This window comes from Dankookia sp. GCM10030260, from assembly GCF_042666655.1.
Taxonomy (GTDB): Bacteria; Pseudomonadota; Alphaproteobacteria; order Acetobacterales; family Acetobacteraceae; genus Paracraurococcus.
The window spans coordinates 1-26,753 of record NZ_JBHTDE010000028.1 but is presented as its reverse complement, the minus strand read 5'-3'; the positions used below and the strand labels follow the sequence as shown (position 1 = coordinate 26,753).

27 protein-coding genes are annotated in these 26,753 nt (G+C 67.5%); 14 read left to right on the top strand and 13 right to left on the bottom strand.

The window, feature by feature from the left end:
• Window positions 1-506 (top strand): hypothetical protein (locus ACFQS7_RS28780; protein WP_380070593.1); only part of this gene is annotated, 506 nt, incomplete at its 5' end.
• A gap of 240 nt (window positions 507-746) precedes the next feature.
• Here the strand turns inward: ACFQS7_RS28780 and ACFQS7_RS28775 are convergent.
• Complete coding sequence (locus tag ACFQS7_RS28775) at window positions 747-1,436, bottom strand: DUF4236 domain-containing protein (RefSeq protein ID WP_380070592.1); 690 nt, start codon at window positions 1,434-1,436, stop codon at window positions 747-749.
• Window positions 1,437-1,566: 130 nt separating this feature from the next.
• On the opposite strand from ACFQS7_RS28775, the gene ACFQS7_RS28770 reads away from it, so the two are divergent.
• The 6 genes from ACFQS7_RS28770 (at window position 1,567) to ACFQS7_RS28745 (ending at window position 9,772) form a co-directional block, all read left to right on the top strand.
• Complete coding sequence (locus ACFQS7_RS28770; protein ID WP_380070591.1) at window positions 1,567-2,244, top strand: VWA domain-containing protein; 678 nt, start codon at window positions 1,567-1,569, stop codon at window positions 2,242-2,244.
• Window positions 2,229-3,047: a PP2C family serine/threonine-protein phosphatase gene (locus tag ACFQS7_RS28765; protein ID WP_380070590.1), complete on the top strand. Its 819-nt coding sequence runs from the start codon at window positions 2,229-2,231 to the stop codon at window positions 3,045-3,047. The genes ACFQS7_RS28770 and ACFQS7_RS28765 overlap by 16 nt, the downstream gene beginning before the upstream one ends.
• Complete coding sequence (locus tag ACFQS7_RS28760) at window positions 3,044-5,527, top strand: SH3 domain-containing protein (RefSeq protein WP_380070589.1); 2,484 nt, start codon at window positions 3,044-3,046, stop codon at window positions 5,525-5,527. The genes ACFQS7_RS28765 and ACFQS7_RS28760 overlap by 4 nt, the downstream gene beginning before the upstream one ends.
• Window positions 5,528-6,070: 543 nt before the next feature.
• Entirely contained in the window at window positions 6,071-6,682 is a 612-nt protein-coding gene (locus ACFQS7_RS28755; protein WP_380070588.1) for a glutathione S-transferase family protein, read from the top strand.
• Window positions 6,683-6,923: 241 nt separating this feature from the next.
• Window positions 6,924-9,305 (top strand): type IA DNA topoisomerase, encoded by a 2,382-nt coding sequence (locus tag ACFQS7_RS28750; RefSeq protein WP_380070587.1) that lies wholly within the window; start codon window positions 6,924-6,926, stop codon window positions 9,303-9,305.
• 38 nt (window positions 9,306-9,343) lie between these two features.
• Window positions 9,344-9,772 carry a secondary thiamine-phosphate synthase enzyme YjbQ gene (locus tag ACFQS7_RS28745; protein WP_380070586.1) on the top strand — a complete coding sequence of 143 codons (429 nt, stop codon included), beginning with the start codon at window positions 9,344-9,346 and terminating at the stop codon, window positions 9,770-9,772.
• A gap of 430 nt (window positions 9,773-10,202) precedes the next feature.
• Here ACFQS7_RS28745 and ACFQS7_RS28740 read toward each other — a convergent pair whose 3' ends face one another.
• The 10 genes from ACFQS7_RS28740 to ACFQS7_RS28695 form a co-directional block, all read right to left on the bottom strand.
• Window positions 10,203-10,967 (bottom strand): tetratricopeptide repeat protein, encoded by a 765-nt coding sequence (locus ACFQS7_RS28740; RefSeq protein WP_380070585.1) that lies wholly within the window; start codon window positions 10,965-10,967, stop codon window positions 10,203-10,205.
• Window positions 10,964-11,926, bottom strand: coding sequence for a type II secretion system F family protein (locus ACFQS7_RS28735; RefSeq protein ID WP_380070584.1), 963 nt, complete (start codon window positions 11,924-11,926; stop codon window positions 10,964-10,966). The genes ACFQS7_RS28740 and ACFQS7_RS28735 overlap by 4 nt, the downstream gene beginning before the upstream one ends.
• Window positions 11,926-12,906: a type II secretion system F family protein gene (locus tag ACFQS7_RS28730; RefSeq protein WP_380070583.1), complete on the bottom strand. Its 981-nt coding sequence runs from the start codon at window positions 12,904-12,906 to the stop codon at window positions 11,926-11,928. Before ACFQS7_RS28730 ends, ACFQS7_RS28735 begins: the two co-directional genes overlap by 1 nt.
• Complete coding sequence (locus ACFQS7_RS28725; RefSeq protein ID WP_380070582.1) at window positions 12,879-14,246, bottom strand: ATPase, T2SS/T4P/T4SS family; 1,368 nt, start codon at window positions 14,244-14,246, stop codon at window positions 12,879-12,881. Before ACFQS7_RS28725 ends, ACFQS7_RS28730 begins: the two co-directional genes overlap by 28 nt.
• The gene (locus ACFQS7_RS28720) at window positions 14,243-15,490 is read right to left on the bottom strand and encodes a CpaE family protein (RefSeq protein WP_380070581.1); all 1,248 of its coding nucleotides are present in this window, start codon (window positions 15,488-15,490) and stop codon (window positions 14,243-14,245) included. Before ACFQS7_RS28720 ends, ACFQS7_RS28725 begins: the two co-directional genes overlap by 4 nt.
• Complete coding sequence (locus ACFQS7_RS28715) at window positions 15,480-15,785, bottom strand: hypothetical protein (RefSeq protein WP_380070580.1); 306 nt, start codon at window positions 15,783-15,785, stop codon at window positions 15,480-15,482. The genes ACFQS7_RS28720 and ACFQS7_RS28715 overlap by 11 nt, the downstream gene beginning before the upstream one ends.
• A gap of 17 nt (window positions 15,786-15,802) precedes the next feature.
• Window positions 15,803-17,239: a type II and III secretion system protein family protein gene (locus ACFQS7_RS28710; RefSeq protein WP_380070594.1), complete on the bottom strand. Its 1,437-nt coding sequence runs from the start codon at window positions 17,237-17,239 to the stop codon at window positions 15,803-15,805.
• Between the two features lie 167 nt (window positions 17,240-17,406).
• Window positions 17,407-18,231, bottom strand: a complete 825-nt coding sequence (gene cpaB, locus ACFQS7_RS28705; RefSeq protein WP_380070579.1) for a Flp pilus assembly protein CpaB — start codon at window positions 18,229-18,231, stop codon at window positions 17,407-17,409.
• A gap of 36 nt (window positions 18,232-18,267) precedes the next feature.
• Window positions 18,268-18,765 carry a prepilin peptidase gene (locus ACFQS7_RS28700; RefSeq protein WP_380070578.1) on the bottom strand — a complete coding sequence of 166 codons (498 nt, stop codon included), beginning with the start codon at window positions 18,763-18,765 and terminating at the stop codon, window positions 18,268-18,270.
• A gap of 112 nt (window positions 18,766-18,877) precedes the next feature.
• A complete protein-coding gene (locus ACFQS7_RS28695) occupies window positions 18,878-19,057 on the bottom strand; it encodes a hypothetical protein (RefSeq protein ID WP_380070577.1) in 180 nt (59 codons plus the stop codon).
• A 295-nt stretch (window positions 19,058-19,352) separates the two neighbouring features.
• Here ACFQS7_RS28695 and ACFQS7_RS28690 point away from each other — a divergent pair, with 295 nt between their 5' ends.
• The 3 genes from ACFQS7_RS28690 to ACFQS7_RS28680 are packed head-to-tail and all read left to right on the top strand — an operon-like array spanning window position 19,353 to window position 21,634.
• Window positions 19,353-20,780 (top strand): pilus assembly protein TadG-related protein, encoded by a 1,428-nt coding sequence (locus ACFQS7_RS28690; RefSeq protein WP_380070576.1) that lies wholly within the window; start codon window positions 19,353-19,355, stop codon window positions 20,778-20,780.
• Between the two features lie 4 nt (window positions 20,781-20,784).
• Window positions 20,785-21,192, top strand: a complete 408-nt coding sequence (locus ACFQS7_RS28685; RefSeq protein ID WP_380070575.1) for a TadE family protein — start codon at window positions 20,785-20,787, stop codon at window positions 21,190-21,192.
• Complete coding sequence (locus ACFQS7_RS28680; RefSeq protein WP_380070574.1) at window positions 21,176-21,634, top strand: TadE/TadG family type IV pilus assembly protein; 459 nt, start codon at window positions 21,176-21,178, stop codon at window positions 21,632-21,634. The genes ACFQS7_RS28685 and ACFQS7_RS28680 overlap by 17 nt, the downstream gene beginning before the upstream one ends.
• A 225-nt stretch (window positions 21,635-21,859) precedes the next feature.
• Here ACFQS7_RS28680 and ACFQS7_RS28675 read toward each other — a convergent pair whose 3' ends face one another.
• Together ACFQS7_RS28675 and ACFQS7_RS28670 are read right to left on the bottom strand one after the other, a co-directional pair.
• Complete coding sequence (locus ACFQS7_RS28675) at window positions 21,860-22,261, bottom strand: hypothetical protein (RefSeq protein WP_380070573.1); 402 nt, start codon at window positions 22,259-22,261, stop codon at window positions 21,860-21,862.
• Between the two features lie 319 nt (window positions 22,262-22,580).
• A complete protein-coding gene (locus ACFQS7_RS28670) occupies window positions 22,581-23,585 on the bottom strand; it encodes a DUF3616 domain-containing protein (RefSeq protein WP_380070572.1) in 1,005 nt (334 codons plus the stop codon).
• A 383-nt stretch (window positions 23,586-23,968) separates the two neighbouring features.
• Between ACFQS7_RS28670 and ACFQS7_RS28665 the strand changes: the two genes are divergently transcribed.
• The 4 genes from ACFQS7_RS28665 to ACFQS7_RS28650 all read left to right on the top strand — a co-directional run bounded on the left by ACFQS7_RS28665 (window position 23,969) and on the right by ACFQS7_RS28650 (window position 26,693).
• Window positions 23,969-24,793, top strand: coding sequence for a DUF3489 domain-containing protein (locus tag ACFQS7_RS28665; protein WP_380070571.1), 825 nt, complete (start codon window positions 23,969-23,971; stop codon window positions 24,791-24,793).
• Complete coding sequence (locus ACFQS7_RS28660) at window positions 24,793-25,494, top strand: recombinase family protein (RefSeq protein WP_380070570.1); 702 nt, start codon at window positions 24,793-24,795, stop codon at window positions 25,492-25,494. Before ACFQS7_RS28665 ends, ACFQS7_RS28660 begins: the two co-directional genes overlap by 1 nt.
• A gap of 103 nt (window positions 25,495-25,597) precedes the next feature.
• Entirely contained in the window at window positions 25,598-26,032 is a 435-nt protein-coding gene (locus ACFQS7_RS28655) for a GFA family protein (protein WP_380070569.1), read from the top strand.
• A gap of 262 nt (window positions 26,033-26,294) precedes the next feature.
• Window positions 26,295-26,693 carry an aldolase/citrate lyase family protein gene (locus ACFQS7_RS28650; protein ID WP_380070568.1) on the top strand — a complete coding sequence of 133 codons (399 nt, stop codon included), beginning with the start codon at window positions 26,295-26,297 and terminating at the stop codon, window positions 26,691-26,693.
• Window positions 26,694-26,753: the final 60 nt, after the last annotated feature.

Sequence of the window (26,753 nt, the reverse complement as noted above, 5' to 3'; positions counted from 1 at the left end):
CGGAGGGCATCCTGGGGCATGGCCGGCGCCGCCCGTGCCCGGGGGCTCGCCCCCGGGCACGGGCAGTCGCGCTGGACTGGGGAATTTTCAGCCAGCACTTCCGGGGAGCATTCATCCAGCCGCTACACACGGTCCGGGTGCCGCTGAAGATCCGGCACCGGCCTAGCCGCAAGACGATGGTAACGCCAGCGCAGGAGCGTGTTCCGGCGATGACGACGCGCGCCGATCCGGCACTGGTAAAGGCGCTGGCCCGGGCGTTCCGGTATCAGCGGATGTTTGATGAAGGGCGGTACGCCTCCATCAGCGAGATGGCAGAGGCAGAGCAAATCGAGCGCGGCTACCTTGGAACTCTGCTTCGGCAGACGCTGCTTTCGCCGAGCATCGTCGAGCTGATCCTTAATGGGCGACCGCCTGGGGATCTTACCTTGCCTGAGCTGCTGGAGCCGTTCCCGGCGCGTTGGCTGGATCAGCGCAGCGGAAAGCTCGAGCCTGACATGGACGAGTGATCAATTTTGGCCCTTGTTTCGTGCACGCCACTGCCATGGATGTCGCCGTCCAAGGTGGCGGCCCCAATGAAAACGGAAGTCCTGGTCAAAGCGCCGCCCGGCGGTACGCATGAACGCTGTCGCTAACCGTGCTGACAGCCCAGCCAAGCTTCGGTTGCACCTTCCGGACAGGCCGGAAGGGTCCGCAGGCGGACTACACGTTCTCCCTAGTGGCGGCTCGAAACCGTATTGAGGGGAAGCCTACCGAAAAATAGAATCGTGCACCCAGCCCCAGGGCTCGCCGCTCGGATCGGCGACTCGGCGCCAGCTCCCCTCCTGGCCCACCACCCGCACTCGCGTGCCAGCATCGAGCACCCGAACCACCGAGCCAGACATCGACGCCGACGATCGAACGTTGGCACCGGTCGCCGTTATAGCCTCCCCCGGAGGAACGGAACCCGCCGAGGAAGCAAGCGCGGCGACCCTCGGCGTTGTTGCAGCGGCAGTTGTAACGGTGGCGGGTACTGCCGGGAGAGAGGAGCGCGACTCCTCCGGAGCGCGATAGCTGGCCTGCACGGGCGCGGCCCGATCTTGGGGTGGAGACCCCTCTGGCTTCAGCACGACATAGGTGATCAGCGCGGCCACCCCGACGAGGGCATAGACTCCCACCGGCCGTCGCCTGGCTGACGGTAGCCCGGGCGAGGAGAGAGGCGGGGCCGCTTGCGGACCAGGCCTGACCGCGACGCTCGCCTGGCCGGGTCGCGCTCGAGGCATATGGGTCCGATATGAGAGACCTGTGCCGAAGAGGCTGTAGGTCGTCGTAGTCCCGCGCTTCCCGACATTGACCCTGACGCCGCGGCCACCGAAGGACCAACTTGTCACGCCCTTCGACCCGACGTTCATCCGGACGCCCGGGAGGATCTTGAATGATTTCCTGAAGCGCCAGCCCATTCGTTCCCTCCATTGCCAAGTCAGCACAGGCACCCGGACTCTGGCAAGGATGCGTCCGTTCCTGCCGGGAGTTGACTTGTTGCGAGGTGCGTCAACCGTTTATCCTACCAGTCTCCTCGGAAGGATTCCCATGAGCTTCTCGGACCAGATCCCCTTCGTCCCGCCCAGTCTGATCGAGAACCCTGAGCCGAGGTGCCCCTGCCTTCTACTCCTCGACACTTCGGGCTCCATGAACGGGAGGCCGATCACCGCCTTGAACGACGGCCTCCGAACTTTCAGGGAGGAGCTGACTGGGGACGCGATGGCCTCGCAGCGCGTCGAGGTTGCCATGATGACCTTCGGGCCCGTCAACGTGCTCTCGGACTTCGAGACCGCCGACCTGTTCCAACCCCCCACCCTGCATGCCGGGGGCGACACACCCATGGGCGCGGCCATCATGCAGGGCCTAGACATGCTCGAGACCCGCAAGGCGATCTACAAGCAAGCGGGCGTGGCTTACTACCGCCCCTGGGTCTTCCTGATCACTGATGGTGCGCCGACGGACAACTACGCTGCTGCCACCGAGCGTGTCCGCCAGGGAGACAGCCCGGAGCGGAAGGCCTTCTCCTTTTTCGCGGTTGGCGTCGAGGGTGCCGACATGGGCAAGCTCGGCCAGATCTGCAGCCCGAACCGCCCGCCGCTGAAGCTCCAGGGCCTCAGCTTCCGGGAGCTGTTTACTTGGTTGTCCAGCTCCCTGGGTGGCGTCGCACGGTCCCAGCCGGGCCAACTCGTCGCCCTGCCGCCACCCTCCGGATGGTCCGCGGTGTGACCACCGGAAGAGGGTGGCGGACCGCCTTCGCTTCCTCAATCGGCACCTCGCACCAGAAGAACGGCACTGTCTGCCAGGATGCGGGGGGCTGTCGTGTGGTGAAAGCCGCCGATGGAATGGAGGTGCTGGTCGCCGCGGTGAGCGATGGGGCGGGCACGGCCAAGCGGTCCGACATCGGATCGGCGCTGGCCGTGGAGAGCTTCCTGGAACGGTTCGCGGAAGCCGTGGCCAGGGCGCCTGACCTCAAGGCCATCGACCGCGACTTCGTGGATGCGTGGTTTGACGACATCCGGGACGCCATTGGTGCCCGCGCCGCCCGGGACGGCGCCGAGCCGAATGACTACGCCTGCACCCTGCTCGGCGCGGTTGTCGGCCCGGATACAGCTGCCTACGTCCAGATCGGAGACGGCGCCATCGTGGTCTCGAGCGACGAGGCCTCCGGGTACTCCTGGATCTTTTGGCCTCAGCACGGCGAGTACGCCAACAGCACCTACTTCATCACCCAGGATGGTGCGGAGCGCGTTCTGCAGTTCGAGATCCAGCCCGCGATGGACGAGATCGCCATCTTCTCGGATGGCATAGAGCGTCTCGTGCTCGACATGGCGGCGAAGACGGTCCACGGCCCGGCCTTCCAGCCCATCTTCGAGTGGCTGGCAAGCACCGAGCCGGATCACTCAGGAGCGCCGTCCCCAGGATTGGCGGCTTACCTCGGATCGGACCACGTCAACAGGCGTACGGACGACGACAAGACCCTGGTCATGGCCACCCGTGCGCTGCCACTCGAGAAGATCTCCGTCCTGTGAAGCCGGGCCGACTTCTCGACATCCGGGGCAATCCCATTGCTCTGGGCAAGGAGCTCGGCCGCGGTGGAGAGGGCGCCGTCTTTGACGTTGTCGGGCAGCCGGATGCTGTCGCCAAGGTCTACCTCAAGCCGCCTAGTGTCCAGCACGCCGCCAAGCTCTCCGCCATGGCGAGGATGGCGACCCCTCCGCTCCTCAAGATCGCTGCCTGGCCGACGGGAACGCTGCAGGATCCGTCGGGAAAGGTCGCAGGCTTCACGATGCCCAAAGTCGGCGGGCACGAACCCGTCTTCAAACTTTACGGGCCTAAGCTCCGCCTTCAGGAGTTCCCAACGGCCGACTGGCGCTTCCTGATCCACGCCGCTGCCAACGCCGCACGCTCGTTCTCGACCGTGCATGCCGCGGGACTGGTCATCGGTGATGTTAATCACGGCAACCTGGTGGTCGGTCAGGACGCCACGGTTCGGATGATCGACTGCGACAGCTTCCAAGTCATCCAGGGCGGCAAGACCTGGTTCTGTGAGGTTGGCGTGGGCACCCACCAGCCGCCGGAGATGCAGGGCCGCGCCAGCTACACCGGGGTAGTCAGGACGCCTAACCAGGATAGCTTCGGCCTGGCCGTCATCGTCTTTCAGCTGCTCTGCATCGCCCGCCATCCCTTCGCGGGCCGTTACAAGGGGGCTGGCGAGCCGCCCTTGATCGAGGATGCCATCCAGGCGTCGCGCTACGCCTACTCCCGCGACCGGTCCCGGACGGCCATGGAGCCTCCTCCAGGCAGCCTGCCAATCGGTGCACTAACGCCGACCATTCAGGACCTCTTCGAAAAGGCCTTCGCTCCCGAGACGGTGCGCGGTGGGCGGCCTAGTGCCGACCAATGGGTGGCGGCTCTGGGCGAGCTAGCGTCCGACCTGCGGGTCTGCGGTGCGAACGGTGGCCACTACTATCGCAAAGGCCTGAGCGCCTGCCCCTGGTGCGCCATCGAGAGCGCCAGCGGGATCACGCTGTTCCCTGTCGTATTCAAGCCCGGGGCGACGGTTGGCGCCACTGGCATGGCCGCCCTCTGGCAAGAAGTGTCGAAGGTTCCTGACCCTCCGTCGGTCGGCCGATGTCCGCCTCCGCCCGGGGCAGCACCGGCGCCGTCTCCACCAGCGCTCGCGCTTGCCGGAGCTGGAGGCAGCCTGAAATTCGCGTCGTGGGCTTCTGTAGGAGCGAGCATTCTCGCCACCCTTGCCATCGCACCACCCGATGTGCGCGCACTCATGGTGCCTGCCGTCGGCGTGATCACCTTCATCATCCATCGCAACGCTCGCGCCAACCGCCAGAATCCCTTCCAGCAAAAGCTGGCAGACGTGAAGCGGGACTGGGAGGCGCTCCAGCGGGCCTGGGCCGCACCACTACCCGGACCAGGGACTGCCGAGATCCGAGCTGGTCTGAGCCACATCAAGGCGCAGTACGACGCTCTCCCAAGCGAACGCGCCAAACGCCTGCAGAAGCTGCAGGAGCAGCGGCGGGACAAGCAGCTTGAAGACCACCTGGACCGCTTCTCCTTGGCCAATGCTAAGATCCCGGGGATCGGCGCGGCCCGGGTCGCCACCCTGGCCAGCCATGGCATCGACACTGCCAGCGACATCGTCAGCCACCGGCTGCTCGCCGTGCCCGGCTTTGGACCGACCACGGTGGCCAAGCTCTTGGCCTGGCGCCGGTCGCACGAGGCCAACTTCCAGTTCGATCCAAACCGAGGTGTTTCGCCGTCCGAGATTGCGCTGGTCGAGCGCGACGTTGCGACGCAGCGGACGAAGCTGGAGCGCGAGGTCGCCGCAGGACTGGCCCGCCTTCGGGCTGCGGTGGTCGCGCACACGACCCGACGTCAGGCCCTCGAAGGTCGGGCCGCTGAACTCCTGCCCACGTATGCCCAGGCCCTCGCCGATGCCGCCGTCGTCCCTGAGGACAGGACGACCCACAAACGTCTACTAGCGATGTCGGGCGCGGTCGCGGCGCTGGCCCTGGTCACGGGAATCGGACACCGTCCATCCAGTCCCGGATACAGTCTGCCATCTATAGCCAATGTGCGGCCCTCGACACTCGCCGGCACGCCTCCGGCGCCCTCGCCAGCACCCGCCCAGCCGCTGCAGGCAGTCCGACCTGCTCCGGCAGCGCGGGTCCCGCAGAGCACCGAGACGCCTCGCCAGGCGCAGCCATCGAGCACGGAGCCGGTCGAGACATCTCCGCCCGCCGCCGGTCCTCCTTTGCCTCAAGTCATCAGTCCAGCTGCGGCAGCACTGAGGATGGGCGAGACCGAGCACGTTGCGATGAAGCAGGCCGGGTATGTCAGGGCAGCCCCGAACGGGAACTCCACAATCGTGCGCACAGCGCCGGGTGGTGCCAGGCTGCGAGTCTTCTCGAAGAACGCTGGATGGGTTCAGGTCGGGGAAGAAGTACCGTGGGGCTGGGTGTATTCCGGGCTGGTGGACCCGGTCCCGTAGGTTCGGGCTGTATCGCGCGATGACTGCGGCAAAATTTGGATGTTACAGACAGGCGGCGCTCGGGAATGCCCGGCCTTGTTCCACTTGTGGATCCTGCCCAGGACCGGTAGGCCGCAAGCCGGAGTAACCATTGTCGCCACGAGCCGCAGTCGGGCCTTCTAAAACGACCGCCTCCAGCACAGAGCACCCGTTTCACCTTGGCAACTCAACGTCCAGGATAGCTGGGAAGCTGACATAGGTGACGCGAGCCTCCAGGGCAGCTCAGCGCCCATCTCAGACGCTCAAGGTCGCCGCTCACCTTACCAGGAGCGAACATCAGATCGTTCGGCCCTGCTGGCTGAGGTGGGCGGAAAGCCGAGGTCTTCCGTCGAAACTCCGGCGCGAACGGAAGGAGTTTGAGCCTGGGCGGCTTATTAGAACGGCTGGGCGTGCCATGCTGCAGGACCGATCGGCGGCCCAGAATGCCCCTGGTCGGCGCAGCGCTTTCCGCCGTGACGGTGCGACGAGCGCATGAAGCGGCTCGATACATAGAGGGAGGACAAGATGACCGATGCCATAAAAATATATGGAATTCCGCAATCGCGGGTCGCACGCTGCGTCTGGATGGTGCGCGAACTTGGCGTGCCGCATGAGGTAGTGCCGGTGCACTACCGTGTCGCGCGTGAAACGCCGGAACTGCTACGGGTGAACCCGAACGGCCGCATCCCGGCCATGGATGACAACGGCTTTGCGCTGTTTGAATCCACGGCGATCAACCTCTATCTTGCCAAAAAGTACGGCAGTGGCAGCGCTTTGGTTCCTCGCTCCCTTGAGGAGGAGGCGCTGGTAACTCAATGGAGTTTTTGGGTAGTTGCGGAGTTGGAGAAGCCACTTGTGATGCTGTTGGTGAACGCCATCGGCTACCGCGTAGTGGACGAGGAGGCGCTCGCCAAGGCGCGGAGTGACTTAGACAGACCGTTGAGGGTGCTGGACGGCGATCTGTCCACTCGACCTTGGATGCTTGGGGACCGGTTTACGGTGGCCGACCTGAATGTCGCCTCGGTGCTCGATTGGCAACGCACGACAAAGCTCGACCTCTCGCCTTATCCGCATGTCGCCGACTGGCTGTCGCGCTGCCTTGGCCGGCCTGCCTTCAAGGGTCTAAGCCTCGGATAGCTGCCTGCAGAGTGCTTATCAGGAGGAAGCGCTAGGGCCGCTTCGGGCTGAACGCTGTGGTGCGGCCGACGAATAACGAAGGTCTGCTTTTGCCCGGTCAGCTCCGAAAGCCGCCTGTCCGCTCTCGGTCAAAAGCGGAACGGCGCCTGCGGTCAGAATCCTTGCCGGATATCGATGACGATCGGGCCAAGGTGATGGCGCTCTCCATCGGGAATTTATAGAGAACATGCGGAGCCCCCGCATGCCAGACCAAATCGTCATCACTGAGAAGACCAGCCAGGCGAAGGACGTGCGCGCTGCCGTCGGCGGCCGCTATGGGGCGATCCTGCCGGCCGAGGGTCACCTGTTCGACCTCCTCGAACCCGAGGAGGTCTCGCCGGACTGGAAGCGCTGGACGGCGGTCCTGCTGCGGCCGGATGGCCTCTATGGCACTAAGCCCGCCGCGGGCGGCAACAAGGCGCCGAAGCTCCAGGCCATCCGCGACGCGCTGCGCGGTGCAAAGCGCGTCTGGCTCGCCACCGACTGCGACCGCGAGGGCCAACTCATTGGCCAGGAAATCCTCGAGCATTACGACTATCGCGGAACGGTCATGCGCGTGATCTTCACCGCCCAGGACCCGCAGACCATCCGCGACGCCTTCGCCCGGGCCAGGCCGAATGCCGAGTATGCCCGGCTCTATGCAGCCGCCGTCGCGCGGCGGCAGGCCGACCAGATCTACAACCTGTCGCTGACCCGCGCGGCCACCGTGACCCTGGCCCGCGGCGGGCGGGGCGTCATCGGCGTCGGCCGGGTGAAGACCCCGACGCTGGCCATCGTCTGCAAGCGCGAGTTGGAGATCCGGAACTTCGTCCCGCAGGCCTATTTCGAGGTGGTGGCGACCGCCCAGGCCGAAGCCGGGCAACTTCGGATGCGGCATGCGCCCAAGGAGCGGATCCTGAGGCGCGAGGATGCCGAAGCGATCGCCGCGGCCGCTGAGGGCTTCGCCGGGCCGCTCGCGGTCAAGGTCGAGGATAAGCGGCAGGGGCCGCCGCGGCTGCATGACCTGCCGTCGTTGCAGAAGCTGTGCGGCTCGCGCTTCGGCTGGTCGGCCGCGCGCACGCTCGAAGTGGCGCAAGAACTCTATGATGGCCAGGGCAAGAAGGTCATCACCTACCCTCGCGCCGAGACCCGCTACCTGCCGGAGAGCCTGATCCCGGATGCGTCGCGGATCGTCGCCGGGCTGCGGGTCGGACGGGCCTTCAGCGAGATCCCGGTACCCGAGCCGCTGGTCATCCGTCGCGGCGCGGGCGGCCATTTCCACGACAAGGGCCTGGCCGGGGCCAGCCACCACGCCGTCATCCCCAACGTCAACACGGTGGACACGCTGCGGGAGGTCTGGCCGCGGCTCACGGGCGATGAGCGGCGGCTGTTCGACGTCATCGCGCGGTCCTACCTGGCGGCCATGATGCCGGACTTCCGCTACCGGCAGACCACCGTCACCCTCGATGTTCGGGGCTACCTGTTCCGTGCCGCGGGGCGGCAGCCGATCGAGCTCGGCTGGCGCACGGCCTTCCCCGATTGGCAGCCGGCCGAGGAGAAGGGCGAGGAGGCGCAGTTGCTGCCCGCCCTGCGGCACGGCGAGACAGCCACGCTGCGCGATGCCACGGTCGAGGACAAGGAAACCCGGCCGCCGCCGCGCTACAATGAGGGCACGCTGATCGAGGCGATGCAGAATGCCTGGCGCTTTGTCGCTGATGAGGCGCTGCAAGAGCGGCTGAAAGAGGCCAAGGGCATCGGCACGCCGGCGACCCGGGCCGAGATTATCCGCGGGCTCAAGGCACAGGAGTTCCTCGTCGCCGATGGCAAGCACATCGTGCCAACCGACCGCGGCCTGGCGCTCTTTGCCGTGCTGGAGCGCGCCGATCCGGCGCTGGTCGACCCCGGCGTGACGGCCCAGATGGAGCGCTTGCTCGACGAGGTGCTGGTCGGGCAGCAGGAGATGGTCGGGGCGATCGACGCCGTTTGTGCCCAGGCCAGCAGGATCATTGGGCGGCTGCAGGAGGGCGCCGGCGACGTGGACGCCAGGCTGCTGGGCGGTGTCGCCAGGGAAGCGGGTCCGGATCGGCCGCCGACGCCGGCGATGAAGGGCTTTGTGGAGAGCCTCGCCCGGCAGAAAGGGCTGAAGCCGCCCCGGGGCTACACGTCGTCCGGCGCCGCCTGCCGCGCCTTCCTCGACCAGCACGCGCCCAAGAAGGACGGAGCACAGGCGCAGGCTGATGTCGGGAGCGGGCGACCGTCGCCCGTTCGGAGGACTGTGGCGAACAGGCGCCCACCGGACCAATGTGCTGCCGATGTGCCGGCAGCGAAGGCCGCGTCGGAGCTGGGCGACAAACGCACCATGCCGGGCCGGAAGGCAGCTGTCCGGAAACGGAAAGCCAGCGCCGGGACACCACGAGCGACGCGACCCGGCAAGGGCGCGCCGGAGCTTCAGTCTGCCGATGCTCCCAAGGGCGATACACCGCTGCGCATTCCTTTCGGCAACAAGGAAGCGGCGCTTCAACTCGGTGCCCGTTATCGCACCGGCGGTTGGTACGCGCCGGCGGGTGTCGATCTCGTCAGCTTCCGCGAGCGCGGATGGCTGTGACGAGAGAGGCTGGAACTGGCTGATCGGGGAGAAGTGGTGTGGAACAACACCTGCATCGCATCGCGATCGTGACGCATGGGCGAGGGCTTATCGCTATTACTGATCAGGTTTGCAGCTGGGTCAGGCAGCAGGAGATCGTCACCGGCTTGCTCACCATTTGGTGCCGGCACACCTCGGCCTCGCTGCTGGTGCAAGAGAACGCTTCGCCGGACGTGCGGACCGACCTGGAAAGATTTCTGACGCGCCTTGTGCCGGATGGTGGCGCCGGCCGCTACCGGCATGCGGAGGAGGGGCCGGACGATATGCCTGCCCATATTCGAGCTGCGCTGACCCAGACGCAGCTGTCGATCCCCGTCGCCGACGGCCTGCCCGTGTTGGGGACGTGGCAGGGCATCTACCTTTGGGAGCACCGCCTAGCGCCGCACCACCGAGAGCTGGTGCTGCACCTATTGGGCGAGCGGACATAGAGCTTGGGGCTTTGGAGAGCGTCAGCGACGCCCATTGGGTGAGCAGTCGCTCCGCTAAATCCTGACCAGCCGGGCCGCATTAAGATCGAGCAAAAACAACGTGCTAGACCTTGTTGGTAAAGTCGGCCAACCCTCAAGGTCCGGAGACTCTTCGGCGTTTCGGAGAGAAAATCTGCCCTCGTTCCGGATCAGCACCATCAAGGTAGAGGCTGAAACCGGCCAGAAACTTGCGCCTCAGCGCAGTGTCCGTCTTAGGAGAGACAGGTTGTGAGGATAACGACTGGAGCAGCGGTAGGAACCCGGATACGAAATTCTCTGGGTGTCAGGAGATCGCTAAGGGCATCGACGGCGCCGGCCATCTCTAGGCCGGCGATGACCAGAAGAACGTGTGCCTTGAATGTCCGAACACGAAAATGATGCCGATGCCCCTTCAGCTACGCCCCGGCGTGGCGCCGCCAGATAGCGCTTGCACGACTGTGTCGATGCCGCCGCTCTTGCCATCCCCATCGAGCAGGGACCGCGCGCCGTCACTATCTCCGGATGCGGCTCTTGCAATCGCCAGATTGGTGATCACCCGCGGTGGCGCCATGGGCAGCCGGGCCAGCGGTTCGAGGATCGCCGCCGCCTCCTCTGACCGTCCGACAAGCAACAGGGACATGGCCAGGTTATTCGCTACGCCCACGCCGTTCGGTGCCAGTGCGAAGGCTGCGCGATGGCTCCGCTCCGCCTCGGCATGGCGCCCGAGGAGATCGAGGGCAACGCCATGGCCGTCGAGAGCTCCGACGTCCCGCGGTGCCGCGGCCAGTACTCTCTCGAATATCTCCAACGCCTGCGCTGCCGCGCCGGACCGCAGCCGCAGGCGACCCAACTGAACCAGCAGTGCGGGGTCGTCGCGCCGCCGTTCGATCGCCCGGCTCAGCACCTGCTCAGCCTGCGCGAGACTGCCGTTGCGGATCAGGGCGGCGGCAAAACGGGCCTGCACATCGGCTTGGCCTGGCTCCGCCGCGGCGGCCGAGGCGTACATCGACAGTGCGACGTCGGTCTGGCCAGAAGCCTCGGCCGCGGCGGCGACCCGAAGGCGGGAGGCGCCGTCGTACTCGCGCGTACCGGCTGACTGCGGTCCGGCGCAGGAAACAAGCATGATGGCAGCCAAGGCAGGCCAGATGGCAGCCGCGGTGGATTTTGCCCAGGTCATTGCGGCGCTCCAAGGGTTTTGCCGAGTTCGAGGACCGAAGGCCCGATCAACGCGATGAAGAGGGCGGGCAGGATGAACAGGATCAGTGGACCGATCAGCAGCGCCGGCAGCCGGATCGCCTTCTCTTCGATGCGGAGCATCCGCTCCTGCCGCATATCGGAGGCGAGAACTCGCAGGGCCTGGGCCAGAGGTGTGCCATAGCGCAGGGTCTGCGACAGGGTGGATCCCAGTCGCTTGAAGCCTTCGATATCGGTGCGCTCCGCCATCCGTTCCAACGCCATCCGCCGGTCGGGCAGCATGCGAAGTTCCTGTACTAGAATGTTCATTTCCATGGCGATCGCCCGGTTGGACCCCGCCATTTCACGTGCGACCCGGTCCACCGCCGTTTCCAGGCCAAGTCCTGCCTCCGCTGCGACCACCAGCAGGTCCAGCGCATCCGGCAGCCCTTGACGCAATCGGTTCTGGAACGGCCCCCGCAATCGATTGATCATCCAGTTCGGACCCAATACCGCAATGGCAAGCGACCCGGCGACCACCTTGCCTCCGTCCAGGCGATCCAGATCCATCGCCACGGCCAGGACGCAACCCGCCAACGGCAACGCGCCCAGAAGCACAGCCTTGGCGCCGAGGAAGATCGGCACCGCGCGTCGCGCATCGAAGCCCGCAGCCATCATCGCGCGCTGGAATCCGTCGACCTCCTTGCCGGAGATGATGGCGCTATCGCGCAGGATCTCGCCGAGCCGCAGGAATGGCTGCAGCAGTCCCGCTGCAAAGCTTCCTGCGCTGCGTGCGCTGCCGGTGTGCTCCCCCGCTCGCACCACGTCGCGCAGTCGGCTGCTCAAGTCGCTCTCCTCGGCGACATGCGCCAGCAGCGCCGCGGCCAGGACCGCGAGGCCGATTGCGAGACCGGCGACGCCGGCCGCCAACAACAGCGTCGGCAAGTCGGGCAGGGCCGGCATCAGTCCCGTCCTGCCTGGCGGATCAACCAGCGTATCGTCAGGACCCCCAGAAGCATCATGCCGAGGCCAATCATCGCCATGCGCTGGCCGGTTGGGTTCTGGGTGAAGGCTGCGATGTAGAAGGGTTGGATGAAGGACATGGCCAACGCGGCGATGAAGGGAAGCACCACCAGCAGTCCGGCCTGCGCCTTCGCCTCCCCGGCCATCGCCTTGGCTCGTTTGGCCATCGCCACCCGCTTCCGCACCATGTCGGACAAGTTGTCGAGCGTTTCGGCCAAACTTCCACCGGTCTGCGACTGCAAACCAAGCGTGACCGCGAGGAAGGCGTACTCTGTCAGGCCGGTGCGCTCGTGCAGGCGCACCAATGCGGCTTCAACCGGCCGCCCAATGGCGATGTCGCCGACCACGCGGGCGAACTCCTCCTTGGTCGGGGAGGGCATCTCCCGGCTGATGTTGCGCAACGCTTCAGCCAATGGCAGGCCAGCCCGGATAGCGCGGACCATCAAGCCCAGCGCGTCCGGAATCTGGCGGAAGACCGCTTCGCAATAGCGGCTGTGCTGCCAGCGGAACACAGAACGCACGGTCAGGACGCCAGCAACCGGCCCGGCCGCCAGACCCAGCGGCCGGCCAAGCATGCTATCCAGCCACCATGTCGCAAGGCAGGCCACCGCGGCGCTCAGCAGGAGGATAAGGGGCCACGCTACGACCTGTTCCTGCGGGATGTCGGGATTGAAGCATAGGATGCGGAAGATGCGCATGCGCAGCGGTCCGTGGGTCGACCGGCCAACCCTGATGCTGGGCAGGGCCGTTGTCGTCTCGGCAGCCTGAGACAGGCCCCGGATGCGTTCGCGCAACCGCTTCTCGGCCCCCGCGTGGACGAGTGCCAGGGCGCCGAGGATCAGACCAAGCATCAGCACCGCGGCAAGCGCAAGAAGAGGGCCATCCCGCATGGTCATGCCTCGCGCAATGCGTTCATCCATGCATCGCCGAGGCCGAAGTACTCCAGGCGTTCGTGGAAGCCGGGACGAATGGCGGGCGTGACCCATCGGCCACGGATGCGGCCGGTAGCGTCCTCGCCCTGGTACTCGAAGACGAACACCTCGTTCATCGTCACTACCTCGCCTTCGAGGCCGCAGACCTCCGAAACCTGCAACACGCGCCGGCCGCCATCCCGCATCCGCGCAACCTGCACGATGATGTCGACCGCGCTGGCGATCTGCGTGCGGATTGCGCGGCTGGGCAGGCTGCTCTGGCCCATCTGCACCATGTTCTCGATGCGGATGATGGCGTCGCGGGTAGTGTTGGCATGGACGGTGCAATACGATCCGTCATGCCCGGTGTTCATCGCCTGCAGCATGTCGAACGCCTCGGCGCCGCGCACCTCGCCGACGATGATGCGGTCGGGGCGCATCCGCAGCGCATTCTTGATCAGATCGCGCTGGGTAATCTCGCCGCGGCCCTCCAGGTTCACGGGCCGGGTTTCCAGCCGCACCACGTGCGGCTGCTGCAACTGCAACTCGGCCGCATCTTCGATGGTGACGATCCGCTCACCATGGTCGATCATCCGGCTCATGGCGTTCATCATGGTGGTCTTGCCAGACCCGGTGCCGCCGGAGATCACCACGTTCAGTCGGCAGCGTGCGGCGATCTCCAGCACCCGCGCCACCGCCGGCGACATCGAGCCGCCCGCCGCCATGGAATGGAGGTCGACCTTGCGCCTGGCGAATTTGCGGATCGAGATGCACGCGCCGTCGATTGCCAACGGCGGGAACACCACGTTGACACGGCTTCCATCCGCCAGGCGGCAATCGACCAATGGACTTGATTCGTCGACCCGCCGGCCGACAGTCGCCGCCATCTTCTGAGCGATCGCCGCGAGCTGGGCGGCGCTGCGGAAGCGGACCGATGTCTGCTGCACCTGCCCCCGGACTTCGATGAAGACCTTGTCCGGACCGTTCACCATGATGTCGCTGATGCTGTCGTCCTGCAGCAGCGGCTCGAGCGGCCCATAGCCGACCATGTCGTCGGCCAGTTCCTCGGCGATGCGCGCCTGCTCGCGTGCCGAGATCTCAACGCGCTCGCGGTTGGCGATCTCGTGTACCAGCACCTCGAGCTGCGCCCGCAGCGCTGCCGCGGGGAGCTCGGCTGCAACCACCGGGTCCACCCGCTCCATCACCTGCACCCGAAGACGTTCGATCGGCGATGGTGCCTCTCCGCTGGCGATCGGACGCACCGGTGTCCCGACCGGTGCCGGCGTCGGGACGGAGCTTGGCTCCGACTCTGCCGCGATCTCCTGGCGGCGGCCGAAGGGGCGCCTCATCCGCGGCGCCGTCCCAATAGCCAGCCGAACAGGGATGACGAAGCCTTTGTCGCCTGCACGGTGGCGATCTCCCGCATGAGCGGCGCCAGCGCTCGGCGCAAGGCAACGCTCTCACGGATGGCCGGACGGCCGAGGTTGGCGGCACGGGGCAGCTGCCGCGGCAGGTCCGGGATCACCACATCCGGCACTGCTCCAAGTCCCTCCTCGATCAGCCTTAGCTTGAGGCCGCCCGGCATGCCGGCGCGATTGAGCGCGACCATGGCTCGGGTGCTACCGGCCGTGCCGATCAGCTTCCGCATCGCCAGCGTATCCCGGATGCCGGCGATATCGGGCCCCAGCACCAGGACGCAGTGCCGTGCCGCAGCCAGGGCGATCCGCTCTGCCGGGCCTGGCGGCATCGGCAGATCGACGACCACGTAGTTCGAGCGTTGGCGCAGCATCTCGAGCACCCGCCGCATCCCCACTTCGGCCGGCTGCGGCATGGAGTCCATCGGCTCCTCCGCCGCGATCAACCGCAGCCGATCTTCGATCGGGATCCCTGCGCGTTCGAGGAACAGGGCATCGACACGGTCCGGCTCCTCCAGGGCCACGCGCAGCCCAGTGCCGGGCTGAACGCCCAGCATCATACCGGCGGTGCCGCCACGAAGATGCAGATCGAGCAATGCCACATGGCCGCGGCTGTTCTCGGCAAGCTGAAGCGCCAGGTTGACGGCGATCGTGGTGGCACCGCAGCCGCCGCGTACGCCGCAGACCGCGATGACCTGGCCGCCCCGGGCGGCAACACCTGCCGCGGCCGCAGCTGCCTCGCCGGCGACCTGGGGGCCGAAAAGCCGTGACACCGTGTCGCGCGTCAACGGCTTATGGACATATTCGGCAACACCGAGGTCGCGGGTCAGTTGGCGGTAGAAGCCGATCTCGGTCTGCTCGCCGACCACCAGGACCCGCACATCGGGCGTGCAGACCGCCGCCAGGGCCTCGAGCGCATGCACCGGATCCGCGGCACCGGAGATATCGACAATCAGGATGATCGGCGTCGGCTCACGTTCGAGGGCGCGGGTCGCGGTGCGGATGTCGCCACGGCGGAGCTGCAGGCCGCCGAGCATGTCCGGCAGGCCACCCCGCAGCGCGGCCTCGCTGGCCTCGTCCACGACGAATGCCACGCATGCCGGCCGATCGCCCGCCGGCCTCGCGGCTCCCGGCGAGACGGCGAGCGCTTCGCGCAGCGCGACCCGGTCACCGTCCATGCATCGGCTCCGGCGCTGCCGCGGCGGTGGCTGCGGTGCCGATGAGGGCGGCCCGGCTGTCGGGCATCGGCCGGCGGCGGTCCTGCTCCATGCGGTTGACCGCCTGGCTGGCCGGCTGGGCCCGCTCCGTTCGCGCGGCGACGCCGCGCACCGCATCGGCGGGTTCGGCCAGCATGGCGCGCAGGTTGGCGTCATTCACGCCGGTGGCCTGCCAGGTGCGGGGGCGGTCGAAGTCGCAGCCGGCGAGCAGGAAGAGAACACCCAGGAGGGGGACCGGCCCTGCGCGCAAGGGCATCGCCATCGTTCCAATTCTCATTCGAACATGAACCCGGCATTGAGTCCGGAGGGGGATTGCAGGGCTGGCCCGCCGCGGGCGAGTTGTCGCCGGAACAGGATGCGGTCGAGGTCGGTCGCCGCGCGGAAATTGTCGGTTGGCGCCGCCAGCGTGCGTGGGTCGGATACCGGGCGCACCAGATAGGGCGTGATGATGATGACCAGCTCGGTCTCGTTGCGACGATACCGGTCGGAGCGGAACAGTGCGCCCAGGACCGGCACGTCACCGATCCCGCTGACACCGCTGTTGGCCAGCGTGTTGCTACGCTGGAGCAATCCGGCGATGGCGAAGCTCTGGCCGCTGCCGAGTTCCACCGTGGTCTCGGCGCGCCGGACGCTGAGCGCCGGAATGCGCACCACGCCGCTGGCAAGCGGCAGGCTGATGGCGCCGTTCTCCGACAGCTCACTAACCTCCGGCCGAACCCGCAGATTCAGCCGCTCCGGCCCCATGACCGTTGGCACGAAGGCCAGGCTGACGCCGAACTGCTTGTATTCGATGGTGATGGCACCGGTGAGCGGGCTGGCCGCAACGGGCACCGGGAATTCGCCGCCGGCCAGGAAGCTGGCAACCTCGCCCGACTGTGCCGTGAGGTTCGGCTCCGCCAGAATGGTGATGAGCTGATCGGTGGCGAGCGCATCGACCACCGCGTTGATGTCGAAGGCGGAGGGGCCGGTAGGCCCGGAAGGTACGGCGGGGCGACCGCTGAGCGCGCCCAGCGCAAGGCCGCCGGCGCCACCGGTTTTGATGCCGATCAGCAGGCCGGCGCTGTTGTTGACCATGGCCTGCCAGTTGAAGCCCAGTTCCCGGCTCACCTGACGGGAAATCTCGGCCACGCGGACCCGTAGATTCACCTGGATGGAGGAGAGCAGCGTCAGGCTGTTCACCACCTCCCGCTCCTCGCCGCCAAAGGTGCGGGCTATCGTCTCGGCGCGCTGCGCATCGGCGGCGGCCGGCACCACGCCGCTGAGGATCAGGGTTTTCGGCCCGGCGGCAGTGACCTGCAGCCCTTCCGCGCCACGCACCAGGCGACGGATCATGCTTTGCACCGCGGCGGCGCTGGGGGCGGCGCTGGCGGCCGGCGCGGCGGCGGTCCCCGCCGTCGAGGCCGAACCGCGGCCGGGCTGCACGGTGATGTCGTATTCCGCCACCGGCGTGCCGTCTTCGGCCATGGCGATCACCGTGGTGCGGCCGGCACCGACCGCCATGAGGAACAGGCTGGTGGGCGAGGCCGGCTGCACTCGGGCAATCCGCGGATCGGCCGCCATCACGGTGATTGCCGGTGCCGGCAGGCGAAGCAGCCGACCGGCGCCGGCTTCCAACAGGATGGAAACCGGCTGGGGCGGCGCGGCGCCCGGCGGTACGCCATCACCCCGTGCGGCGCGCGACGACTCGGGCCGCGTGGCCTGGCCAAGCATCTGCGGCGGCTGGGGTGGCCGCATGGCCCGGCCGATATCGCCAAGGGGCGATGGCCAAGCCGGGGCCACCGCACCGGGGCCAAGGGGCTGGGCCCGGGCGGACCCGCTGCCGGCCAACAGGCCAAGCCCGAGCACCATTGCGGACAGCCCGGTGAGTACGCCGCGGCTCATCGGAAATTCACTTCCTTCTGTTCATCACCCTGGATGACCCGCATCCGCACACCTTGCGAGATCGCGGATCGGGCCAGCGCCGGCGACACATCGGCGCCGAAGATCGAGGCACCGTCCGATGACTGTTCCAGTTCCGACCGGTCGATCGCCCGCACCGTCAACGCGATGCGGCCGAGGCGGCCGGCAACCGCCACACGCTCGGCCTGTTCGGCGGTGACCTCCAGGGTCACGGTCCGGGCGATGCGGCCAACCGTGGCATCGACCGGGTTGGCGCCACGGGTGAATTGCTGGTCGACCGCGATGACCCGCACATCCGTTAGCACGGTTTCGCCGACCACCCGGCGGGCAAGCGGCGCGTCGGCCGCGGCCAGTTCCTGCGTCAGGATCAGGTCGACCTGATCGCCGGGCCAGATCAGCCCGGCGGCCCCGGTGACGACATCGACACCGACCGAGATGGCCCGTGCACCCGGCCGCAGCACGGCGGCGAGGAAGCCGCGGTCGCGTGGGCGCAGCACATCGGCGCGGTGCAGGACTGCATCGGCGTCCAGGTAACGGCGCAGCAGGGCGCCGCGCAATTCGATGCGGCTTTCATCGCCGGGCGTGATGAAGCCGTCCGGCGCGGTCTCTGGCGCCACCTCGCGGATGGCGAAATCCTCATCCTTGAGCAGGCTGCCGGCCAGCAGCGGGCGGGCGGCGACGACGATGCGGATGCGGGCCGGGGGCGGTGGAGGCGGAGCGGGTGCGGCGACCTCCGCCACCGACCCGGCGGTGGGCACCAGCAGTTGGTAGCCGAGCACGCCAAGGCCAAGGGCACTGAACATGAGGGACAGGATGATGAGGAGGCGGAGGTACACGGCTCAGGGCCCCGGTGTGGTCAGCAGCACGAAGATGCCGCCAGCCGCGATGGCGACGCCGTAGGGCAGAGGGCCGCCACACCGCAGACGCCGAGCCTCCACAGCCATGATCCGGGCCAGGGGATGCGCCCTGCTGGCGGGGCGAAGGCGTGGCGCGAAGCGGCGGCCGGCGAGGTAGCCGAGTCCGAGGATGCCGCCTGCGAAGACGGTGACCGTGATGAAGTCCCAGGTGGTGGCAGGCGGAAGGCCGATGGCCAGGGCGGCGGTAAGCTTCACGTCGCCACCGCCGAGCCAGCCGCGGAGGGCGAGCAGGAGGAGAATGACGAACAGCAGCGCGGCCGTGGCGGCAGACAGGAGAAGCGGGACCCAGTCGACGGCAAGCCGCGTGGCGATACCGATGGCGGCAATCGCAAGGGCAATGCGGTTCGGGATGATGCGGGTGAGCACGTCCCGCCAGGCAGCCAGCGCAAGGAGCGTGGCCAGTGCGACATTGGCGACCATTGGCACCAAGCGGTTCCTTTCAGGAACTTTAGCCGTGGAGCCGCGCACAACCGTCCGGCCTCGGATTTCAGATCGAGGCCGGACGGTTGGTCGTAGGAATATCGGAGTGTTGCTAGGAAGCAACCACGCCAAAGATGGCGTTGAATTTCGCCAGCATCAGCGGCGCGAAAGCAGCCATTGCAGTGCCGACCGCACCAACGATTGCAACGGCCAGGATAGCGTACTCGGCCGCGGTCACGCCCTTGCGATCGGCGACAGCGGCGGCGGCAGTGGCGACTAGGCTACGGATCATTCGTTTGTTCCCCCATCCGAATACGCAACGTTAACGGGCGCCACAACCAACCGATGACAACCGGGAGCCTGTAGCGCGCCCCGCCAGGAGGATTTTATTGATCATTCACCCGGCATATGCAACTTATAGGTTCATTAGGGTCAGGTCAATCTCTGTGCGGTTAGTGAAAAAAAGGAACTAAATCAGTTTCCATCAATCACATGGTCTGGTCCCCGATTCGCGCGGTCATCCGGAGAGGGCAGGCTAACTAGCTGGAAAACAACATGTCTTCTGCGCCACATCGCTTCGGCATCGAATGGCACCGCCTCGGGGCACGCTGAAAATGGTCCGCATATGCCTACTAGACGCTGAATCCAGAGCTGTCGGCACTTACGCTTCGCTAAGACTGTTGCGAAAATACACTTCACGGTTGTGGCGCCTGCATGCTGCGGCCGATGCAACCTGGCGGCGACGGAGCGTCGGAGGCCGAGGCTCCGTCGCCGCCATGGTCGCCATCAGCGGCACCGTGCTCATCGGCTTCGCTGGTCTCGCGGTCGATGGTGGCACTTGGTACTTGGCCACCCGCAACGCCGCCACGGCCGCCGATCTCGCCGCGCTGGCGGGAGCCGCCGCCCGCGAACGCGGCCAGTCCGCCATCACCGTTGCCACCGACACGGCGGCACGCAACGGCTTCGCCAACGGCAGCGGCACCAGCGTCACGGTCAACAACCCGCCGCCTGCGGGGAGTGGCAGCTTCGCCGGCAATACCGCGGCGGTGGAGGTGCTGATCACCCAGGTTCAGCCCCTGCATTTCGCCCGGTTGTTTCTCGGCACGCCCCCCACCCTGTCACGCCGTGCCGTTGCCGCCGCGAATGTGGATGAAGCGGTCTGCGTGCTGGCGCTCGGCACGCTGGAACTCGGAGGCAACAGCACCACGAATGCGCGGCGCTGCGCCCTGGGGGCCAACGCGACTGCACCCGGCGGCATCCGCATCTTCGGCAGTGCCAGCGTTCGCACCGCCGGCCTGGTCACCACCGGCAACTGCGACGGCTGCACCGGCAGCGATGTCTGGACCGACAACACCAAGACGGCGAAACCCTATGTCATCGCCAGCCGGCCGAGCCCGATCACCGATCCCTTCGCCGATCTGCGGAACTGGACGCCGACCCCGCCTGCCTGCGGCCCGGGCATCACCTTTACCAACAACGTGGCCAACATCTCCCCGGGGCAGGCGATCTGCGCGCCCTTGTCGGTCGGCACCAAGCAGACGCTGAACCTCGCGCCCGGAATCTACTACTTCAACGGCGCCGACCTGACTTTGCACGGCACGATCAATGGCAACGGCGTGACACTGGTCTTCACCGGCGAGGTGAACAACGTCGGCACCATCAGGATCAATGCCGAGGCGAAAGGCTCATTGCGCGGCCCGGCCACGTCCCTCGTCCCGAATTATCCGGAGGCGGCCGGGCTCGTCGCATACCGCGATGCGCGCGCCGGCAACAACGGCAGTGCGAACGAGGTTCAGCTGAATGGAGGCGCCACCATGGTCATGTTTGGTGGCATGTACTTCCCGACCTCCGACGTGGTGGTGAACGGCAACAGCGATATCGGCTATTCCAGCTGCCTCGGTGTGATCGGCTACAACATGTCCTTCTCCGGCAGTTCCGACACACAGGTGGATGTGTCCGGCTGCGCCGGTTTCGCCCCTTATGCGACGATCAGCACCGTGCGGTTGGTGGAGTAGTCCGATGCTGCGCAGGATCGGCCACCACGGAATCGCCGCCACGGAGTTCGCAGTAGTCGCGCCCGTCCTGTTGCTATTGCTGCTGGGCAGCTTCGATATCGCCAACCTTGTGCAGACCTCCATCCGTTTGGAAAGGGCGGCCCGCGCCGGCGCGCAATTCGCCACGGCCAGCGCCACGGACATGGAGGCGATCCGGGGCCGGGTCATTGCCGCTTGGCCCGAACTCACCATGGCGGATGTGCCGACGCCGGCGCTCGCCTGTGAATGTTCAGGGGTCACCGTGGCTTGCAGTGAGACCTGCGCCGGCGGCGTCGTGCGGATCATCACGGTGACGGCGCAGCGCAGCCTTTCGCCGTACCTGTTGCAAGCCGCGTCGCTCGGAAGGGGCAGCGCCGTTGTCCGCCTCCGCTAAGACTTCTGCGGGCGGTGCCGGAAAGCGCCGCAGATTCCCATGTGGCAGAGGCGGCACCACGAGCCTGGAATTCGCGCTCGTCGGCAGCCTGCTCATGTCGCTGTTGTTGGGCAGCATCGAGATTGGCCGCTACATGCTCACGCTGGAATCGGTCCGGACTGCCACAGCCGAAGCGGTGCGTTTGGTGATTCTTCGCGGCAGCCAGAATATGAATGCGGGTATCGAGCCCTGTGCGAATCTTAGCGGCAACCTCGCCGGCGCGGGCGCACAGGCGCCGTTCTTGCGATCCGCCTCGCTCATCGTGACCATGAATGGCTGTGCCACGCAGGCCGGCATCACGACAGTTGCCATAACGGTAGATTATCCCTTCATTTTTGGCATTCCGTTGTTCGGTGTCGCGAGCCGGCCGCTAACGGAGGCGGCGCAGGCTGTCTTCAATTGAAGATGTCGATTTTATTGACTGAACTCGTGTCGTCACCGCGTGAAGATTTATGCATGGTAGTGCCGGCGCTCCAGCTACTACCGTATTGCAGTATCGCCGCTTCGTCACAGCGACTGCCAGTGTGGCAACTGCTAGATCAATGGTCGCATCCAGCGGGATATTCCGCGCCATGACCCGGACAGTGTTGGTTGTCCAGGCTGTTGCGTCGAGATCGATGAAGCGCGTCTACGAGGGAAGAGCCGCATTTGCCAGTTTGCCAGTCCGGCAATTGGCCACGGTCACGTCAAGCAAGCTGGTGATGCCCGGTGCCAGTGACGGCAAGTCCCAGGACACCTCCGCTTGGAACTTTCGCGTCCCAACCGGCAGCGCCTGTGTACCGCAGAGTAGCGCCGGCGCCTTTCCCGGCAGGCCATAGAGCCGCAGCGCCTCAAGCTCGATCGTCCCGTCAAAGCCGCAGATGCCGATCTGCGCGAAAGCGACGCTCGGGCCGAGCCGCACCGTCATTCGTCGGTTCAGCGACGAGTCCGCCATCGGTGCACCGCCGGTCCAGGCCTTGGAGGGGGTGTTCCAGATCGGCGTGGTCAGCGAGGCCAGCACATCGCCGGCGATGTTCTCCCGGACGTTCATGGCAGCGTCGAAGCAGCGGACGAACAGCCGGCCGCCATCGACCCCGCCAACGAGTCAGTGCGCCAGTGCAAACTCCTTCGCCGCCGTGGGTCGGCCACGAAGACCGCGCTGGGCGTCCAGCTGCAGCCCGCGGCTGGTCGCCACCGTGGTCAAGGTGGCCGGCTTTTCGACGCCGATCTCGGTCGTTTACCCGCCAGGTAATGAGGCCGTCCGAGCCGCCGAGACCGATCGTCGACTGGACGGCTGAAGCCGTCGCGGTCCTGGCGAAGCCCGCAAGCCCCTGCCGATCCAACGGCGCCACGCCCGTGGCCAACGCTGCCTACTGCAGCGGCAGGACCATGCTGCGGAACTGCCGCTGGTCTTCCGGCAGCTCCGAGCAAGGCGTGCCATTGACTTGCAGGTCGCCATCATCGCTGAACAGCCACACGGCGCTGCCCTCCCGGTTCACGAGCATCGCCTCGGGGTGCAGGTTGCTCCGGCCGGCGAGCGTGGACGTGCGGAGCGTGGCCGGGTCGGCGAGCGCCTCCGCAAACCCGGCAACCCGTGTAGCCCCGCCCCCGGGCTGACCCGACCAGAGATAGAGGTCGAACGCTGGGTTCGGCATTTCCACCCCATCGGCCGTCGGCCCCGCGAGGATCATGTAGCCGCGCCGGGCCTCCGAGTGTTCCATGCTCCGAATGCCCCGGCCACCGAGGTCCAGCGCGATCGGCTTGCCGAGCCTCGGCGGGGCGGCCCCGTCCACCGCCTCGCGCGGATTTAGGAAGGGGACGACGACCGCCCGCCCGCCCGCGAGCGGGTTGCGCAGGCCGATCAGCAGCGACCTCCCGTCGGGCCTCGCGGCAAGGCCTTCGACGTTCAGCCCCCGGCGCTCGGGGACCAGCCTTTTGTCGTCTTCACCACGCCCAACCGTCCACCCGAGGTCGAGGCCGTCCTCGTCGAGTACGCGGCGCAGCTCGTCGAGCAGGCTCAGGGTACGGCCCACGGGCCGCAACGTGACGCCATCGCCCTCTGCCGCTACCGTGGTGGCGAAGAATTGGTGCCGGCTACGGCGGCGCTCACCGTCTCCGTTCCGGCTGTGCGAGGCGATCCAGTAGACGCGGTCGCCGAGCCAGGTGGCGGCCTCGATGTCCGCCTTACCCTTGCCCCTGCCGCGGTCGTCCGCCGGGGTCCCGAGGTGGTCGTCGAGGTCGAGGGTGGCCCTGGGCGCCCCGCCAACGCGGCCGGCGTCATAGACGCGCAGCAGGTTGTCCTCGTCGTTCGCCACGGCGAAGCGACCGCCGAAGCCATCGACCGGCAAGGCCACGGCGGCGGACGCCTCGCACATGCCAGGGTGGGACTGCAGCCCAGAAGGCTGTGCGGTGGGGAACCCCGGAGCGGCGCAGAGGGCGAGGGCCAAGGCTGGCATGAAGAGGCGCAAGTCTCGCATGGCGGGCAGTCCCCCGGCGGTGGCCTTGCAGCGAGCTTGGCACAACCGTCGCCGCAGCGTCACGCTCGGGCCGGCTCCGATCTGGAGGTGGGGCGGCATCGCCGTCGTGCAGCGCGCTCGGTGGCACGCCGCGGTCATTTCCGCTTCACTTCCGTCCGCAGCGGAGCGAAGGGTCAGCCACGCGCCGCGGTGAACGCCGGCGCGCTGCCCCGACCGGCATCTCGGCGGGGCTCTGGGCAGTAGCACCCGGCTGGTCGGGTGCCGTACCCAGGAGCCCCGAGATGGCCCTCTCCGACACTGCCCGCCGCATCCTCGCCGAGGCTGCTCAGCACCCGCTGCGGCTGGCCGCGCCGCCCAATAGACTGCCCATCGCCGCCGCCCGGGCGGTGCTGAACAACCTGCTCAAGCAGGGCTACGTGGAGGAGTGCGAGGCGGCGAACCACGCCAGCCTGCGCTGGCATCAGCAGGACGGCACCCGATCCACGGTGCGCATCACCGAGGCGGGGATGGGCGCGATCGGTGCCGCGCCGGCTGACACCGCGGCGGTGAAGGATGCCGAGGACGGCGTCGACGAGGCAGTGCCTGACACGGTTCCTGCCGACACGCCCCAGGAGCCCGCTCGTGCGCCGCCGACGCCGCCTGTGCCTCCGGAGGCCTTGGTGGCGCCGAATGGCACCGAAGCCGCCCAGCAGCCTTCCACAGCGCCCTCCACGCGCCCCAGCCTGCGCGATGCCGCCCACCGCTTCCTCGCGGCCTGGGACGACGAGGCCGGCGAGCGCGCGGCCTTGCCCAACGCCGTCGCCGCCCTCCGCGCCGTCCTGACCAAGCCTGCGCCGGCTGATCGCACTGCCGGCCCCCGCAAGCCGCGCGAGGGCACCAAGCAGCAGCAGGTGCTGGCCCTGCTCCGCCGGCCGGAGGGCGCCACCGTCGCCGAGATCGCCGAGGTCACCGGCTGGCAGGCCCACACGGTCCGCGGCTTCTTCGCCGGGCTGAAGAAGCGCCAGGGTATCGCGGTCGAGGCCGCCGAGCGGGTCCGCCAGGTCGGTCCCGGCAAGGAAGGCGCCAAGGGCAGCTACACCATCTACCGCCTGGCCGAGGCGGGCTGATGCGGCCGGCGCTGCCCCACGGCGCTGCCAGGCTGGCGGTGGGGCTTTACCGGGTCTCCACCGCTGAGCAGGGCCAGAGCGGTCTCGGGCTGGAGGCGCAGCGGGCCGGCGTCCGGGCCTTCGCCGCGGCCCAGGGCTGGACGCTGGTCGCCGAGTACCAGGACGTGGCCAGCGGCAAGGACGACCGCCGGCCGGGCTTCCAGGCGGCGTTGGCCCGCTGTCGCCAGCTCGGGGCGGTGCTGGTCGCCGCCCGGCTCGATCGGATCACCCGGCGCGCCCACACGCTCTCCGGGCTGCTGGAGGAGGGATACCAGATTCGGGCGGCCGACATGCCCGGCGCGGACGACCTGATGATGCGGATCTACGCCGCGATGGCGCAGAAGGAGCGCGAGCTGATTAGCGAGCGGACTAGGGCCGCGTTGGCGGCCGCCAAGGCGCGAGGGGCGGTGCTGGGCGGCGACAGGGGCTACCGGCCGCCGGAGGGGCCAAGCACCTCGGCAGCGGCTCAGGCGCGGCGTGTGGCGGCGGAGCGGGCGGCGCACCGACTAGCTCTGGAGGTGGAGCGACTGCGGGCCGAGGGCGTCATTGGCTTGACGGCGATCGCGCGGGCGCTGACCAAGCGCGGGGTGCCGACGCCGAGGGGCTCGGGTGCGTGGACCCACACGACGGTCGCGCGGGTGCTCGCACGGGCGGCTGCCTGAGCGCTTCAGTCGAGCAGCCGGGCTGGGCGGGCACAGAACTTTAAGCGGTTGATTGTAAGGATCACCTTGGATGAGATGCGGCCATTGTAAGAGGAGCTGACCCGTGAATTCGCCACTGACAGGCGGCTGCATGTGCGGGGCCGTTCGCTACGAGATCACGCACAAGCCGACCCGCATCTATGCGTGCCACTGCACCGACTGCCAGCGCGCAACGACCAGCGCGTTTTCGATCGGGGTGTCGGTTCCGGGCGAGGCTTTCCGGGTGACGGGGAAGGAACTGCGGCCGGTTCCGGGCGGCGTCACCGAGGGCGGGCGTGCCAAGACGCGGTGGGTCTGCCCGGATTGCGGGATCTGTCTCTGCGGCGGTGTAAAGGTTGGAACGGAAACGCCGGGCTACACGCGCAACATCCGCGGCGGCACGCTGGACGACACGTCGTGGCTGCGACCGACACTGCACCTGTTCACGCGGAGCAAGCAGCCCTGGGTGATCCTGCCGGAGGACGCCACAGTTTACGAGGCCTCGCCACCCAGCGCGTGATGCAAGGATGGACAAGCGCATTGTCGGCGGTGAGCCAAGGTCCGCCAAACCCGAGGCGGCTGCATCGGGCGGGAACCGGACATCCACCGCAGCGCCGGGGCGCTCGGCCGAGGCCGCTCTGCTTCGCATACCCGGCAGGGTTGGACGTGCGATAGCTTGCTCCCCAGCGGATTTCCGGGAGCGCAGAAACCAGATTGTTTCAGCGCGAGCGGATCCCAGCCATCCCGTGTCGAAGCTGGCGGCAGTTGCACAGGAGGACTCCATGGACAGGCCACCGGACCTTCGCCGCTCGCTGCTGTTCGTCGCAGGGGCGGACTCCGCCGCGCAGGCAGAGGCGCTGGGCGCGCGCCCCGACGTGTTGGCCCAGGACCTCGAGGACTTCACCCCGCCGAGCTTGAAGGATGCCGCGCGGCGGCTTGCAGCGGAGCTTTTCACGAAGGCCCGCGCGGAGGGGTGCCTGGCTGCGGTGCGGGTGAACCCACTTGACAGCGGCGGCCTGGACGACCTGGCGGCCGTGGTCCCGGCGCGGCCCGTGCTCGTCCTGCTACCGAAGGCCGAAGGCGGTGAGCAGATCGCGGTACTTGCGAGGGAACTCGGTACCCATCCGGCCAAGGCCGCGGTTGGTGCGGGCCGGGGTTTTGGCGACGCTCACCGCTTCTGATCGAGGCTGAGTTCCTTGAGGCTTTCGATGCCGCGGTCGGTGAACCCGAGCGTGACACGG

Bases quoted from the DNA above. Each gene is read 5' to 3' on its own strand.
- ACFQS7_RS28700 (WP_380070578.1), bottom strand. From the start codon at position 18,765: ATGGTCGCCAATGTCGCACTGGCCACGCTCCTTGCGCTGGCTGCCTGG.
- ACFQS7_RS28660 (WP_380070570.1), top strand. From the start codon at position 24,793: ATGCGGCCGGCGCTGCCCCACGGCGCTGCCAGGCTGGCGGTGGGGCTT.
- ACFQS7_RS28770 (WP_380070591.1), top strand. From the start codon at position 1,567: ATGAGCTTCTCGGACCAGATCCCCTTCGTCCCGCCCAGTCTGATCGAG.
- ACFQS7_RS28695 (WP_380070577.1), bottom strand. From the start codon at position 19,057: ATGATCCGTAGCCTAGTCGCCACTGCCGCCGCCGCTGTCGCCGATCGC.
- ACFQS7_RS28755 (WP_380070588.1), top strand. From the start codon at position 6,071: ATGACCGATGCCATAAAAATATATGGAATTCCGCAATCGCGGGTCGCA.
- ACFQS7_RS28775 (WP_380070592.1), bottom strand. From the start codon at position 1,436: ATGGGCTGGCGCTTCAGGAAATCATTCAAGATCCTCCCGGGCGTCCGG.
- ACFQS7_RS28675 (WP_380070573.1), bottom strand. From the start codon at position 22,261: ATGAACGTCCGGGAGAACATCGCCGGCGATGTGCTGGCCTCGCTGACC.
- ACFQS7_RS28670 (WP_380070572.1), bottom strand. From the start codon at position 23,585: ATGTGCGAGGCGTCCGCCGCCGTGGCCTTGCCGGTCGATGGCTTCGGC.
- ACFQS7_RS28735 (WP_380070584.1), bottom strand. From the start codon at position 11,926: ATGCCGGCCCTGCCCGACTTGCCGACGCTGTTGTTGGCGGCCGGCGTC.
- ACFQS7_RS28730 (WP_380070583.1), bottom strand. From the start codon at position 12,906: ATGGATGAACGCATTGCGCGAGGCATGACCATGCGGGATGGCCCTCTT.
- ACFQS7_RS28750 (WP_380070587.1), top strand. From the start codon at position 6,924: ATGCCAGACCAAATCGTCATCACTGAGAAGACCAGCCAGGCGAAGGAC.
- ACFQS7_RS28665 (WP_380070571.1), top strand. From the start codon at position 23,969: ATGGCCCTCTCCGACACTGCCCGCCGCATCCTCGCCGAGGCTGCTCAG.
- ACFQS7_RS28715 (WP_380070580.1), bottom strand. From the start codon at position 15,785: ATGCCCTTGCGCGCAGGGCCGGTCCCCCTCCTGGGTGTTCTCTTCCTG.
- ACFQS7_RS28710 (WP_380070594.1), bottom strand. From the start codon at position 17,239: ATGCTTGGCCAGGCCACGCGGCCCGAGTCGTCGCGCGCCGCACGGGGT.
- ACFQS7_RS28725 (WP_380070582.1), bottom strand. From the start codon at position 14,246: ATGAGGCGCCCCTTCGGCCGCCGCCAGGAGATCGCGGCAGAGTCGGAG.
- ACFQS7_RS28650 (WP_380070568.1), top strand. From the start codon at position 26,295: ATGGACAGGCCACCGGACCTTCGCCGCTCGCTGCTGTTCGTCGCAGGG.
- ACFQS7_RS28740 (WP_380070585.1), bottom strand. From the start codon at position 10,967: ATGACCTGGGCAAAATCCACCGCGGCTGCCATCTGGCCTGCCTTGGCT.
- ACFQS7_RS28765 (WP_380070590.1), top strand. From the start codon at position 2,229: ATGGTCCGCGGTGTGACCACCGGAAGAGGGTGGCGGACCGCCTTCGCT.
- ACFQS7_RS28685 (WP_380070575.1), top strand. From the start codon at position 20,785: ATGCTGCGCAGGATCGGCCACCACGGAATCGCCGCCACGGAGTTCGCA.
- ACFQS7_RS28720 (WP_380070581.1), bottom strand. From the start codon at position 15,490: ATGGACGGTGACCGGGTCGCGCTGCGCGAAGCGCTCGCCGTCTCGCCG.
- ACFQS7_RS28690 (WP_380070576.1), top strand. From the start codon at position 19,353: ATGGCACCGCCTCGGGGCACGCTGAAAATGGTCCGCATATGCCTACTA.
- cpaB (WP_380070579.1), bottom strand. From the start codon at position 18,231: ATGTTCAGTGCCCTTGGCCTTGGCGTGCTCGGCTACCAACTGCTGGTG.